Origin of the sequence: Streptomyces djakartensis (assembly GCF_014651075.1) — a bacterium.
Taxonomy (GTDB): Bacteria; Actinomycetota; Actinomycetes; order Streptomycetales; family Streptomycetaceae; genus Streptomyces; species Streptomyces djakartensis.
This window is the reverse complement of sequence record NZ_BMWE01000010.1, coordinates 181,440-194,188: the sequence shown is the minus strand read 5'-3', so window position 1 is coordinate 194,188 and position 12,749 is coordinate 181,440. Positions and strand designations below refer to the sequence as shown.

Genomic DNA, 12,749 nt, shown 5'->3' with positions numbered 1-12,749 from the left:
CGCCGTCCGACGGCTGTGGCGGGTGCCCGGCCCATGCCTAACCTGGGTGCATGGACGTGAACGCGGCGGTCGCCGCAGCGGCAGCGATCGCCGGGGTGCTCACCGGCGTCATCGCCATGCTGGCGTTCCGCTGGAGCGAGCGCGAGCAGAAACGCCCCACACGGGCCTCCCTGCACATGGATCCGGTGCTGCCACCGGGCGTGGACACCGTCCTGTCGGTCCTCAGGTCCTCCGCCGTCGTACTCGACGAGGCGGACGCCGTGGTCAAGGCCAGCTCGGCGGCGTACGCCCTCGGCCTGGTCCGCGGCGGCAAGCTCGCCGTCGAGCCGATGCTGCAGATGGCCCGGGACACCCGGCGCGACGGGGAGATACGCCAGGTCGAGCTGGACCTGCCACGGCGCGGCACCGGTCGCGGAGAGGCCCTGGCCGTCTCCGCGCGGGTCGCGCCGCTCGGCTCCCGGCTGGTGCTGCTGCTCGTGGAGGACCTGACCGAGGCCCGCCGCATAGAGGCGGTCCGCCGCGACTTCGTCGCCAACGTGAGCCATGAGCTGAAGACACCGGTCGGCGCCCTCTCGCTGCTCTCCGAGGCCGTCATGGACGCCTCCGACGACCCCGAGGCCGTGCAGCGGTTCGCCGGGCGCATGCAGATCGAGGCCACCCGGCTCACCAGCCTGGTGCAGGAGCTCATCGACCTGTCGCGGGTGCAGAACGACGACCCGCTGGAGGACGCCGAGCCCGTCCGGGTCGACGAACTGGTCGCCGAGGCCATCGACCGCTGCCGCCACCAGGCCGGTACCAAGCAGATCACCATGACCTCGAATGTGTGGACGCCCGAAGGGCCCGATCAGAGCCGTGGCGGGCGGCAGGCGGGCGGAACCGCCGGCCTGCACGTGTGGGGAAACCGCGGCCAGCTCGCCGCCGCGCTCGGCAACCTCGTCGAGAACGCGGTCAACTACTCGCCCGCCCGCACCCGCGTCGGCATAGCGGCCCGCAGGGTGAACGCCCCCGGCGGCGAACACATCGAGATCGCCGTCACCGACCAGGGCATCGGCATCTCCGACAAGGACAAGGAGCGCATCTTCGAGCGCTTCTACCGCGTCGACCCGGCCCGCTCCCGTGCCACCGGCGGTACGGGACTGGGACTGGCGATCGTGAAGCACGTGGCCGCCTCGCACGGCGGGGAGGTCACGGTGTGGAGCGCCGAAGGCCAGGGATCCACCTTCACCCTGCGGCTGCCGGAGGCCGGTGCGGCCCGCGACCGCGGACATCAGCAGCCCGCCCGGGACGAACGCGCAGGGAGCGCGGGCCTCGACGACGAGGCCGGGCGGTCCACCCCTCAATCCCCCGAATCGAACGCGTACGAAACGCTTCCCGCCCCGGAGGTCCTTCCGTGACCCGTGTGCTCGTCGTCGAGGACGAGGAGTCCTTCTCCGACGCCCTGTCGTACATGCTCCGCAAGGAGGGCTTCGAGGTCGCCGTCGCGACCACCGGGCCCGACGGACTCGACGAGTTCGAGCGCAACGGCGCCGACCTCGTCCTCCTCGACCTGATGCTGCCCGGCCTGCCGGGCACGGAGGTCTGCCGCCAGCTGCGCGGCCGCTCCAACGTCCCCGTCATCATGGTGACCGCCAAGGACAGCGAGATCGACAAGGTCGTCGGGCTGGAGATAGGCGCCGACGACTACGTCACCAAGCCGTTCTCCTCGCGCGAGCTGGTCGCCCGGATCCGGGCCGTGCTGCGTCGCCGCGGCGAGCCGGAGGAGGTGACCCCGGCGGCGCTGGAGGCCGGCCCGGTCCGGATGGACGTGGACCGGCACGTGGTCACCGTCGGCGGCACCAAGATCGACCTGCCGCTGAAGGAGTTCGACCTGCTGGAGATGCTGCTGCGCAACGCCGGCCGCGTCCTGACCCGCATGCAGCTCATCGACCGCGTCTGGGGTGCCGACTACGTCGGTGACACCAAGACCCTCGACGTCCACGTCAAGCGCCTGCGCGCCAAGATCGAGCCGGACCCGGGCGCCCCGCGCTACCTGGTGACGGTCCGCGGTCTCGGCTACAAGTTCGAGCCGTAGGCCGACGCCGCACGACGCGACGTACGACGGCGACGGGAAAGGGCGGGACCCCTCCGAGGGGGCCCCGCCCTTTCCCGTCGCTCGACGGCTCAGTGACCGGCGTCGCCCGGCGCGCTCGCGGAGGCCGCGTCGGTCGGCGTGGCCGACGACTCGTGGCCGCCCGGTGCCTCGCCGCCCTCTGGGCTCTCCGTGCCGGCCGGCGATTCAGAGGCGCCCTCGGCCGGGGAGCCGGACGGAGTGCCCGACGCGCCCGGCGCGGCCGGGACCTCGGCCGGGCCCCACTCCTTGAAGTAGTGCTCGGCGGGGACGACGAACGCCTTCAGGCTCACGTCACCGGTCTTGCTGAAGGTGAAGGTGACCTTCTGGGCGTTGCCGTCCTGGACGGCCTCGCGGCTGCTCGGCAGCATGGCCGTGGCGTTGTCCTTGCCGCCGAGGACCAGCGAACCGCCGGCCGGAATGCTCAGGCTGCCGCCCTCGGCGGGCTTGAGCTCGGCCTTCTTGCCCGTGCCGGGGAGGGTGATGGACTCCAGCGTCTCGGCGGTGCCGCCGGAGTTGAAGAAGGTGGCGGAGATCGCGGCCGGGCCGGTCGACTCGAGGTCGGGCTGCGTGATCACGACGGCGTTCTGGATCTTGATGTCGCCGACGCTCGTCGCCGCGTTGTCCGGCTTGATCTGCAGGGTCTGGGCGTCGTTGCCGGCACCGCACGCGGCGAGCGAGGCGATCGAGAACGCGATGGCGGCCGCGGCGAGGGCGCCGCGTCGAAGGCTGCTGCTCACGGCGGCGGCAACTCCTTGACTCGAGCGGAGCGGCCATGAAGCCGCCCTAAGTGTCTGTCAGCGTGCCTCAGGTTACCGAGCCGTCCCCGCACGGCCGCACCCGACCCCCCGGCACCTGGGATCCCACCCGTGTACAACTGCCCCGGCACCGCATTGGCGGGTGCCCGTGCGGCATTCGGATAAGAGCCGGGACGGCGGCGCAGATTTTCCGTGAAGGAATGCGCGGCCCCCCGGGAATTGATCACCGGGGGCTCCCGGCACCGTGTCGTGATCAATTCCGGATTCGGCCGGAAGCCGGACCGTGGCCGCCGAACGGAGTAGCGGAAGTCGATCACACGGAACCGGACATATGTGGATCTTTCGCCCGTTGGGCGGGGTCCCGGATGCGTGTAACGTACGCGTTTCTTTCGCCCCGGAGAGCCGCTCCGACCTGCGAATACCTTCTTCCACTCCCTGTCCGAAGCACGTTCCTGTCGGAGTTGTCAAGCCCCGAGATATGCCCTGACCTGCGAAAACGCCATTCAGAACCCGCAGTATCCGTGTTACCCTGGATAGCCACGGAAGGGGTACCTGTCACATGACGTTCAAGGTTGGCGACACCGTGGTCTATCCCCATCACGGGGCCGCGCTGATCGAGGCTATCGAAACTCGTCAGATCAAAGGCGTGGACAAGACCTACTTGGTGCTGAAGGTCGCCCAGGGCGACCTGACGGTGCGTGTGCCAGCGGACAATGCGGAGTTCGTCGGCGTGCGTGATGTGGTCGGTCAGGACGGGCTGGACCGGGTCTTCGAGGTGCTGCGCGCACCGTACGCCGAGGAGCCCACGAACTGGTCCCGTCGGTACAAGGCAAACCTGGAGAAGCTCGCGTCCGGTGATGTCATCAAGGTCGCGGAAGTAGTGCGTGACCTGTGGCGTCGTGAGCGTGAGCGCGGACTCTCCGCAGGTGAGAAGCGCATGCTCGCCAAGGCCCGCCAGATTTTGGTGAGCGAGCTCGCCCTCGCGGAAAACACCAACGAGGACAAGGCGGAGGCTCTGCTCGACGAGGTTCTCGCCTCCTGAGGCGAAAACCCGTCGCTCAGCACTCTGCTGATCAACGCTGATCAGCTCCGCACATCGAAATGCCGCGGTGCCCGATGACGATTCTTCTGTCGCCGGGCGCTGCGGCATGTTCGTACCCGGACGCCGAATGCGCCGTCCACGCCGGATGTGTTATCACTCACGATCCGGTACTTGGCGTGCCGGGCCCGGGCAGCCGGCTCGACCAGCGTCACGGAAGGGTCCGGTCGAGCGCGTCGCGCCCGGCACTCCTCCAGGCCATACCCACGCCAGGCCAGCACACAAACCTGACAGGAACCGATGTCTGACGATTCGCGTCCCTCGCCACCGGCCGGCCCCCCGGCGGCCCGCACGGCGGCGGTGATCCCGGCCGCAGGCCGTGGTGTACGGCTCGGCCCGGGCGCCCCCAAGGCGCTCCGCGCGCTGGGCGGCACCCCCATGCTCATCCACGCGGTCCGCGCCATGGCGGCCTCCCGTGCGGTCTCCCTGGTCGTCGTCGTGGCACCCCCGGAGGGCGCCGCCGAGGTCAGGTCCCTGCTCGACGCGCACGCGCTGCCCGAGCGGACCGACTTCGTCGTCGTACCGGGCGGGCAGAGCCGCCAGGAGTCCGTGAGGCTCGGCCTGGACGCGCTGCCGCCAGGCCACGACATCGTGCTGGTGCACGACGCGGCCCGGCCGCTGGTGCCGGTGGACACCGTCGACGCCGTGATCGAGGCCGTCCGCGAGGGCGCCCCCGCCGTGGTCCCGGCGCTGCCGCTCGCCGACACCGTCAAGCAGGTCGAGCCCGCCCGGGCGCCCGGCGAGCCCGAGCCGGTCGTCGCCACACCGGAGCGCGCGCGGCTGCGGGCGGTGCAGACGCCGCAGGGCTTCGACCGGGAGACACTGGTACGCGCACACCGGACGGTCACCGGGGACGTCACCGACGACGCCGGCATGGTCGAACAGCTCGGCCTCACGGTCGTCGCCGTCCCCGGCCACGAGGAGGCCTTCAAGGTCACCCGCCCGCTGGACCTGGTCCTCGCCGAGGCGGTCCTGGCCCGCAGGAGGCTCAACGATGGCTTCTGACGAGTTCCCGCTGCCCCAGGTCGGCATCGGCACCGACATCCACGCCTTCGAGGAAGGCCGCGAGCTGTGGTGCGCCGGCCTGAAGTGGGAGGGCGAGGGCCCGGGCCTGGCCGGCCACTCCGACGCGGACGTCGTCGCGCACGCCGCCTGCAACGCGCTCTTCTCCGCGGCCGGACTGGGTGACCTCGGACAGCACTTCGGCACGGGGCGGCCCGAATGGTCGGGCGCGTCCGGCGTCACGCTCCTGACGGAGGCCGCCCGCATCGTCCGCGAGGCCGGATTCCGCATCGGCAACATCGCCGTACAGGTGGTGGGCCCGAGGCCGAAGATCGGGAAACGCCGCGACGAGGCGCAGAAGCTCTTGTCGGAGGCGGCCGGAGCACCGGTGTCGGTATCGGGGGCGACCACGGACGGCCTGGGCTTCCCGGGCCGCGACGAGGGCCTCATGGCGGTGGCAACGGCCTTGGTCGTGAAGGTGCGGTGACCGGTCCGGCCTTTTCGGGGGCGCGGGGCCGTCTGTGACATGCGGCTCCGCCGCGCGGGCGCGATCAGCCCCCACAACCCGCACCCGACAACGCGGGCACTGCCCCACGCACCCCCCACCGCCTACTACCCTGGTCCCGTGACTATTCGCCTGTACGACACCAGCGCCCGGCAGATCCGTGACTTCACCCCGCTCATCCCGGGCTGTGTCTCGATCTACCTGTGCGGCGCCACCGTGCAGGCGGCCCCGCACATCGGGCACATCCGCTCCGGCCTGAACTTCGACATCCTGCGCCGCTGGTTCGAGTACCGCGGCTACGACGTCACGTTCGTGCGGAACGTCACGGACATCGACGACAAGATCATCGCCAAGTCGGCCGACCAGAACCGCCCCTGGTGGGCCATCGGCTACGAGAACGAGCGCGCGTTCAACGACGGCTACCACGCGCTCGGCTGCCTGCCGCCCACCTACGAGCCGCGTGCCACCGGGCACGTGACCGAGATGGTCGAGATGATGCGCGGCCTCATCGAGCGCGGGCACGCCTACGAGGCCGACGGCAACGTCTACTTCGACGTGCGCTCCTTGCCCGAGTACCTGCAGCTGTCCAACCAGGAGCTGGACAACCTCCAGCAGCCCTCCGGCGCCGGCGAGACCGGCAAGCGCGACCCCCGCGACTTCGCCATGTGGAAGGCGGCGAAGCCGGGGGAGCCCAGTTGGGAGACGCCGTGGGGCCGGGGCCGCCCCGGCTGGCACCTGGAGTGCTCGGCGATGGCGCACAAGTACCTGGGCACCGCCTTCGACATCCACGGCGGCGGCCTGGACCTGATCTTCCCGCACCACGAGAACGAGATCGCGCAGGCCAAGGCCTACGGCGACGACTTCGCCCAGTACTGGGTGCACAACGCCTGGGTCACCATGAGCGGCGAGAAGATGTCCAAGTCGCTCGGCAACTCGGTCCTGGTCAGCGAGATGGTCAAGCGCTGGCGGCCCATCGTGCTGCGCTACTACCTCGGCACCCCGCACTACCGCTCGATGATCGAGTACAGCGAGGAGGCCCTGCGCGAGGCCGAGTCGGCGTTCGCGCGGATCGAGGGCTTCGTGCAGCGCGTGGTCGAGAAGGCCGGCGCCGTCGAACCCGCCCCCGAGGTGCCGCTCGCCTTCGCCGAGGCCATGGACGACGACCTGGGCGTGCCGCAGGCGCTGGCCGTCGTGCACACCACGGTCCGGCAGGGCAACAGCGCGCTGGCCGCCGACGACAAGGAAGCCGCGGTGGCCCGGCTCGCCGAGGTCCGCGCCATGCTCGCGGTCCTGGGCCTGGACCCGCTCGACCCCCACTGGGCCGGGGAGAACGACCGCGGCGAGGACCTGCACGGCGTGGTCGACACGCTCGTGCGCATGGTCCTCGACCAGCGCGAGGCCGCCCGGGCCCGCAAGGACTGGCCGACCGCGGACGCCATCCGCGACCAGCTGAGCCAGTCCGGCCTGGTCATCGAGGACAGCCCGCAGGGCCCGCGCTGGAGTCTCGGCCCCCGCTGAGGCCGGTGCCACCGGTGATCGATTGTGCCGCCCGGGCCTTCGGGCGGCACACTGCATAGACGTACGTACGAACGCTCACACAGACAGGTAGGTCATGGCCGCAAACAACCGCCGCATGTCCGGCAAGAAGGGCGCGCAGGTCGGCAGTGGCGGCCAGCGGCGCCGGGGCCTGGAAGGCAAGGGCCCCACCCCGCCCGCCGAGATGCGCAAGGGGCACAAGAAGAACCGCGTCGCCAACGCCAAGGCCAAGCAGGCCGTGCGCCGACCCACGGCCCGCGGCCGCGGCGGCAAGGGCACGTCCGAGCTGGTCGTCGGACGCAACCCGGTGCTCGAGGCGCTGCGCGAGGGCGTCCCGGCCTCCACCCTCTACGTCCAGCAGTTCATCGACAACGACGAGCGGGTGCGCGAGGCCCTCCAGGTCGCCGCCGAGCGCGGCGGCATCAACCTCATGGAGGCCCCGCGTCCCGAGCTGGACCGCATGACCAACGGCCTCAACCACCAGGGCCTGGTCCTGCAGGTCCCGCCGTACGAGTACGCGCACCCCGAGGACCTGGCGTCCGCCGCCTACGACGACGGTGAGGACCCGCTGATCGTCGCCCTCGACGGCGTCACCGACCCGCGCAACCTCGGCGCTGTCGTCCGCTCCGTCTCCGCGTTCGGCGGCCACGGCGTGGTCGTCCCCGAGCGCCGTGCGGCGGGCATGACAGCCGGTGCCTGGAAGACGTCCGCCGGTACGGCGGCCCGCACCCCGGTGGCCCGCGCCACCAACCTCACCCGCGCCCTTGAGGCCTACAAGAAGGCCGGCATCGTGGTCGTCGGCCTGGCCGCGGACGGCGAGTCCGAGATCGGTGAGCTTCAGGCGCTGGACGGTCCGGTCGTCATCGTCGTCGGCAGTGAGGGCAAGGGGCTGTCCCGGCTGGTCGGGGAGACCTGCGACTTCCGGGTGCGGATCCCGATGCCGGGCGGCGCCGAGTCGCTCAACGCCGGTGTGGCGGCGGGCATCGTGCTGTACGAGGCGGCCCGCCGGCGCCGCTGAACAGGCGTCCTCCACCTCACCCTTACGGGCTAATTCCGAGGACGTCGGGGCGACAAGGGCAAGCTTGACGGGGTCCGGACACTTCCGGCGGGTCAAGGCAGTGTCCTATCCCGACGTCACTCGGTTAGATGAGTGTGGACACCAGAACACCCCGCACACCCACGGGGGACCGCTCGTCGGGACTCGACGACGCTCCCGCGCTGAGCATGGTGAAGGTGCCGAGCGACCCGGCGCAGGTCATCGTCAATCACGCGAGCTTCCGCGTGCAGTTGGGCGGCTCGACGCGTCGCGTCCAGTCCCCACGGGTCGCACGGCACATGACCGCCACCGAGGACACCGCCCGTATCCCCGCCGCCGCCGGGGGCGTGGCGGACGGGGCCGCCGCCCGTCGCCGTCCCGTCATCTGGAGCGGCAGATCCGCGCCCGACGACACCGGCGCCCACCGGCTGCTCCAAGCCGTGCGGCACGAGAGCGTCCGCCACCCCGACGATCCCGCCTCCGACGCCGGAGCCACCCAGGTCATCTCCCGCGTGGGCACCGCCCCGCAGGACGCCGGCTACGGCACCGGGTACGACCACGAGGGGTACGGCGGCCCCGGGTACCAGAGCGGCGGCTACGAGGACGACCTGGCCCAGACCGTCGAGACCCCCGTCGTCGGCCGTCAGCGCACCCACGAACAGGCCGACGGCACCCGCCTGTTGCCCCCCATGCGCACCGTCGGCAGCGCCTATGACGAAGCCGGCTACGACGAACCCGCCTACACGGAGGAGGACTTCGAGGACCTCACCGACGCGGCGGACGAGAGGGGCCGGCTCGCCCGACGCCATGGCGACGACCCGGCCCGGCACGCCTACTACCCGGGCCGCCGGATGAACCTCGGCGTCGTCCTGCTTCCGCTGCGCGTCTTCCTCGGCTGCATCTCCATCTACGCCGGCATGGGCAAGCTGTGCGACCCCGTCTACTTCGACGGCGGCGAGCGCGGCTCCATGGTCAAGTGGCTCAACACCCTGCACCCCTGGGAAGTCGCCGAGCCGCTGCGGCAGTTCGCGTTCGAGCACCCGATCGGCTCCGGGCTGGTGATCGCCTTCGCGCAGGTCGTCGTCGGCGTCCTGACGGTCCTCGGCTGCTGGCAGCGCGTCGCCGCCGCCTTCGGCGCCCTGCTCTCCGCCGCACTGCTGGTCACCGTCAGCTGGAAGAGCGTCCCCGCCTACGAGACGCCCGACATCATCTACCTCGCCGCGTGGTCCCCGCTGATCATCGCCGGCGCACCCGTCTACTCCATCGACGGCCGTCTGGCCGGCCGGGCCTGGCGCCGCCTCGGACCCCGCGCCGACATCTGGGACCTGCGCCGCTACGTGCTGCGCCGGGGCGCCCTCGTCACCGCCGTCGCCACCGGCCTCACGCTGCTCGTCGGCTCGCTGCTCGGCGGCGCCGTCCGTGATGCCGACCGGGTCGTCGTCCCCGGCCCCGGCGAGGCCCCGCGCAACGAGCTGCCCGGCTCGCCGCTCCCCGACAAGCCCGGCAAGCGCAAGGCGAAGCGCACCCCGTCGGCCTCCTCCCCGCCCACCCAGGACGCCACGACCGGCTCACCCGGTCCCAGCGAGGGCACCACGTCCCAGCCGGGCGCCACCCAGGACGCCGGTACCGTCACCGGCGGCCGGCCCAGCCAGACCCAGGGCAGCACGGGCCAGGCCCCGCCCCGGCAGTCCTCGCCGGCCCGCCAGGCCCCGAGCACCACGTCCGGTCCCACCTCCGGCGGCGCGGCAACGGGTGGCACGGGCTCGACCGGCGGCACGGGCGACGACTCCTCCGACTCCGGACGCCCGGGCCTGGTCGGCGGCCTCCTGGGCTAGCCGGCCGACCCGAGCGACAAAGGGGCCCCGCACCTTCGAGGTGCGGGGCCCCTCTGTCGGGGGTGGGGGAGCCGTCTCCTGAGGGGCGCGGGGCTGTATTCGATATGCGGCTCCGCCGCGCGGTCGCGACAAGCCACACACCACCCGCACCCGCACGACGCCACAAGCCCCCGAGCTCTCAGCGCAAGCCCCCGAGCTCTCGGCGCAGGCCCCCCGGCGCTCTCAACGCCCCGACGCCGCCAGTTCCTTCGCGGCCTCCGTCAGATCCTTCGCCGTGTCGATGGCCCGCCAGTACGCCCCCTGCGGAATGGTGAACCCGGCCAGCCGCTGTTCCCGGGCCAGCCGGGGAAACGTCGTGCGCTCGTGGTCTCCCCGGTCCGGCAGCAACTCCGTGAACTCGGGGGAGAACACATAGACACCCGCGTTGATCTCGAACGTCGACGGCGGGGCCTCGATGAAGTCGGTGATGTGCCCGAACCCGTCGGTCTTCACCGCTCCCCACGGCAGCCGCGGCCGCGCCAGCGCCACCGTCGCGATCGCGTCCCGTTCGGTGTGGAAGTCCGCCATGTCGCGCAGTGAGAACCGGGTCCAGATGTCACCGTTCGTGGCGTACCAGGGCCGGTCCGGGTGGGGCAGATGGGTGGCGGCGTACTTCAGGCCGCCGCCGCGGCCGAGGGGCTCGGACTCCACGACGGTGGTGACGGAGAGGGGCAGATCGGCCGTCTCCAGCCACTTCTGGAGCACCTCGGCGAGATGGCCGCAGGAGACCACCACGTCCGTCACGCCTTCGTCGGCGAGCCAGGAAAGCTGATGGCCGATGATCGGAGTCCCCGTCCCGGGGATCTCGACCATCGGCTTGGGCCGGTCGTCGGTGTACGGACGCAGCCGGGAGCCCTGGCCGCCGGCCAGTACCACGGCTTGCACAGGGCGGGACGCGGCGCTCGGATCGTTCATGGGACCGAACTGTACGGGGCGTCCCGCCCCGGCGTGCGGCGTCGGGCGTGCGCTCAGCTCCGGGTGGGGAACTCAGCTCTGCGCGGGCGCTCAGCCGTGCGCCGCCGCGACACCCGTGGCGAAGGCGGTGTCGCACACGGGGCGGGCGTAGGACTGGGCGCGCGTCGGGCCGTAGACCCGGACGGCGGCCTGGCCGAGGGCGCGGGCGATGGAGGTGCAGTGCTTGGCGAGGGACGGGCGGCCGTTGACCGCCTCCTGGAGGTGCGTGAGGGCGACGCCCGGGTTCTCCTCCTGGAGCTCGGTCAGCAGCTTGTCGCGCAGGACGTCCTGCGGGGCGCGCCTGGCGGCCCGCGGGGTGCCGGTGGACGTGGTGGTGTCCGCGGCGGTGAGCACCGGGTCGGAGGGGCTTCCCGACCAGTTGACTCGGGTGACCGCGAGGGTCCCGGAGAGCACCAGGACGACGGGCAGGACGAAAGCGAGGGTGCGGCCGATCCGGCGGGCGGGGCCCCGGCCGCGTCGCGTCTGTTGGGTGTTGGAGTGCTTCACGCGTGTGAGGGTAGCGCGCAGTAGTGGTTTGTAGACAATTAGTCACCGGTTCGGGGGATGAGGAACCACTCCTTTTTGGATAGGGCGTTGACGCCTGTGCTCGAAATGTCTGGTCTGCCGGGGTATTGGGTGACAACACGGAGGGCCCCGCGGCGTCGGCCGCGGGGCCCTCCTCGTCGAGCTGTGCCGAATCAGTCGGACAGGCGCTCGCCGGTCGACGTCGAGAACACGTGGGTCTCGCCGGAGCGGGGCACGATGTGCAGCTGGCTGCCCTTCTCCGGGACGTCACGGCCGCTGACGCGGACCACGAGGTCCTTGGACTCGTCGCCGACCCTGGCGGTGCCGTAGACGTAGGCGTCGGCACCGAGTTCCTCGACCACGTTGACGGTGACCGCGAGGCCCAGCTCGGCGTCCGGGCCGGCCACGTCGAAGTGCTCGGGGCGGACACCGACGGTGACCGTCTTGTCGGTGGTGGCGGTGAGCGCGTCACGCTGCACCGGCACGACCGACTTGCCGAACTTCACGCCGCCGTCGGTGACCGGCACCTCGACGAGGTTCATCGCCGGGGAGCCGATGAAGCCGGCCACGAAGAGGTTGGCAGGCTTGTCGTACATGTTGCGCGGGGTGTCGATCTGCTGGAGCAGACCGTCCTTGAGGACCGCCACACGGTCGCCCATCGTCATGGCCTCGACCTGGTCGTGGGTGACGTACACGGTGGTGATGCCGAGACGGCGCTGGAGCGAGGCGATCTGCGTACGGGTCGACACACGGAGCTTGGCGTCCAGGTTGGACAGCGGCTCGTCCATGAGGAACACCTGCGGCTCACGCACGATGGCGCGGCCCATGGCGACACGCTGGCGCTGACCGCCGGAGAGCGCCTTGGGCTTGCGGTCCAGGTACTCGGTGAGGTCGAGGATCTTCGCGGCCTCCTCGACCTTCTGCCGGATCTCCGCCTTGTTGACGCCGGCGATCTTGAGCGCGAAGCCCATGTTGTCGGCGACGGTCATGTGCGGGTAGAGCGCGTAGTTCTGGAACACCATGGCGATGTCCCGGTCCTTCGGCGGCAGGTGGGTGACGTCGCGGTCGCCGATGCGGATGGCGCCGGCGTTGACGTCCTCGAGCCCCGCGAGCATGCGGAGCGAGGTGGACTTGCCGCAGCCGGACGGGCCGACGAGGACGAGGAACTCGCCGTCCTCGATGTCGATGTCGAGCGCGTCAACAGCGGGCTTGTCGGAGCCCGGGTAGATCCGGGTCGCCTTGTCGAACGAGACAGTGGCCATGGTGAGTGAACCCCTTCTACCGGCAGGAACGTGCCGGACGATCCGAGTAGGAAGGTGGTGCCACGACGGTTTTCCGTTGTGGTGTAGTCCA

12 protein-coding genes are annotated in these 12,749 nt (G+C 71.3%); 8 read left to right on the top strand and 4 right to left on the bottom strand.

Features of this window, described 5'->3' with window-relative positions:
- The first annotated feature begins 50 nt into the window (after window positions 1-50).
- Window positions 51-1,394, top strand: coding sequence for a two-component system sensor histidine kinase PhoR (phoR, locus tag IE212_RS19105; protein ID WP_190199088.1), 1,344 nt, complete (start codon window positions 51-53; stop codon window positions 1,392-1,394).
- A 5-nt stretch (window positions 1,395-1,399) separates the two neighbouring features.
- A complete protein-coding gene (gene phoP, locus IE212_RS19100; RefSeq protein ID WP_020271862.1) occupies window positions 1,400-2,071 on the top strand; it encodes a two-component system response regulator PhoP in 672 nt (223 codons plus the stop codon).
- An 89-nt stretch (window positions 2,072-2,160) separates the two neighbouring features.
- Here phoP and IE212_RS19095 read toward each other — a convergent pair whose 3' ends face one another.
- Window positions 2,161-2,847 carry a copper chaperone PCu(A)C domain-containing protein gene (locus tag IE212_RS19095; RefSeq protein ID WP_190199087.1) on the bottom strand — a complete coding sequence of 229 codons (687 nt, stop codon included), beginning with the start codon at window positions 2,845-2,847 and terminating at the stop codon, window positions 2,161-2,163.
- 577 nt (window positions 2,848-3,424) lie between these two features.
- On the opposite strand from IE212_RS19095, the gene IE212_RS19090 reads away from it, so the two are divergent.
- From IE212_RS19090 to IE212_RS19065, 6 genes are all read left to right on the top strand, one after another.
- Entirely contained in the window at window positions 3,425-3,907 is a 483-nt protein-coding gene (locus IE212_RS19090; RefSeq protein ID WP_003953493.1) for a CarD family transcriptional regulator, read from the top strand.
- A gap of 297 nt (window positions 3,908-4,204) precedes the next feature.
- Complete coding sequence (ispD, locus tag IE212_RS19085) at window positions 4,205-4,969, top strand: 2-C-methyl-D-erythritol 4-phosphate cytidylyltransferase (protein ID WP_190199086.1); 765 nt, start codon at window positions 4,205-4,207, stop codon at window positions 4,967-4,969.
- A complete protein-coding gene (ispF, locus tag IE212_RS19080) occupies window positions 4,959-5,453 on the top strand; it encodes a 2-C-methyl-D-erythritol 2,4-cyclodiphosphate synthase (RefSeq protein ID WP_190199085.1) in 495 nt (164 codons plus the stop codon). The genes ispD and ispF overlap by 11 nt, the downstream gene beginning before the upstream one ends.
- Window positions 5,454-5,591: 138 nt before the next feature.
- The gene (gene cysS / locus IE212_RS19075; RefSeq protein ID WP_190199084.1) at window positions 5,592-6,989 is read left to right on the top strand and encodes a cysteine--tRNA ligase; all 1,398 of its coding nucleotides are present in this window, start codon (window positions 5,592-5,594) and stop codon (window positions 6,987-6,989) included.
- A gap of 94 nt (window positions 6,990-7,083) precedes the next feature.
- The gene (gene rlmB, locus IE212_RS19070) at window positions 7,084-8,025 is read left to right on the top strand and encodes a 23S rRNA (guanosine(2251)-2'-O)-methyltransferase RlmB (protein ID WP_190199083.1); all 942 of its coding nucleotides are present in this window, start codon (window positions 7,084-7,086) and stop codon (window positions 8,023-8,025) included.
- A 128-nt stretch (window positions 8,026-8,153) separates the two neighbouring features.
- Window positions 8,154-9,878: a DoxX family membrane protein gene (locus tag IE212_RS19065; protein ID WP_190199082.1), complete on the top strand. Its 1,725-nt coding sequence runs from the start codon at window positions 8,154-8,156 to the stop codon at window positions 9,876-9,878.
- Window positions 9,879-10,100: 222 nt separating this feature from the next.
- On the opposite strand, the gene IE212_RS19060 is transcribed toward IE212_RS19065, so the two are convergent.
- The 3 genes from IE212_RS19060 to IE212_RS19050 all read right to left on the bottom strand — a co-directional run bounded on the left by IE212_RS19060 (window position 10,101) and on the right by IE212_RS19050 (window position 12,658).
- Entirely contained in the window at window positions 10,101-10,832 is a 732-nt protein-coding gene (locus tag IE212_RS19060; RefSeq protein WP_190199081.1) for a nucleotidyltransferase family protein, read from the bottom strand.
- 90 nt (window positions 10,833-10,922) lie between these two features.
- Complete coding sequence (locus IE212_RS19055) at window positions 10,923-11,378, bottom strand: hypothetical protein (RefSeq protein ID WP_190199080.1); 456 nt, start codon at window positions 11,376-11,378, stop codon at window positions 10,923-10,925.
- A gap of 191 nt (window positions 11,379-11,569) precedes the next feature.
- Window positions 11,570-12,658, bottom strand: a complete 1,089-nt coding sequence (locus tag IE212_RS19050; protein ID WP_190199079.1) for an ABC transporter ATP-binding protein — start codon at window positions 12,656-12,658, stop codon at window positions 11,570-11,572.
- Between the last annotated feature and the right edge of the window lie 91 nt (window positions 12,659-12,749).

Bases quoted from the DNA above. Each gene is read 5' to 3' on its own strand.
- IE212_RS19065 (WP_190199082.1), top strand. From the start codon at position 8,154: ATGAGTGTGGACACCAGAACACCCCGCACACCCACGGGGGACCGCTCG.
- ispF (WP_190199085.1), top strand. From the start codon at position 4,959: ATGGCTTCTGACGAGTTCCCGCTGCCCCAGGTCGGCATCGGCACCGAC.
- phoR (WP_190199088.1), top strand. From the start codon at position 51: ATGGACGTGAACGCGGCGGTCGCCGCAGCGGCAGCGATCGCCGGGGTG.
- ispD (WP_190199086.1), top strand. From the start codon at position 4,205: ATGTCTGACGATTCGCGTCCCTCGCCACCGGCCGGCCCCCCGGCGGCC.
- rlmB (WP_190199083.1), top strand. From the start codon at position 7,084: ATGGCCGCAAACAACCGCCGCATGTCCGGCAAGAAGGGCGCGCAGGTC.
- IE212_RS19060 (WP_190199081.1), bottom strand. From the start codon at position 10,832: ATGAACGATCCGAGCGCCGCGTCCCGCCCTGTGCAAGCCGTGGTACTG.
- IE212_RS19090 (WP_003953493.1), top strand. From the start codon at position 3,425: ATGACGTTCAAGGTTGGCGACACCGTGGTCTATCCCCATCACGGGGCC.
- IE212_RS19050 (WP_190199079.1), bottom strand. From the start codon at position 12,658: ATGGCCACTGTCTCGTTCGACAAGGCGACCCGGATCTACCCGGGCTCC.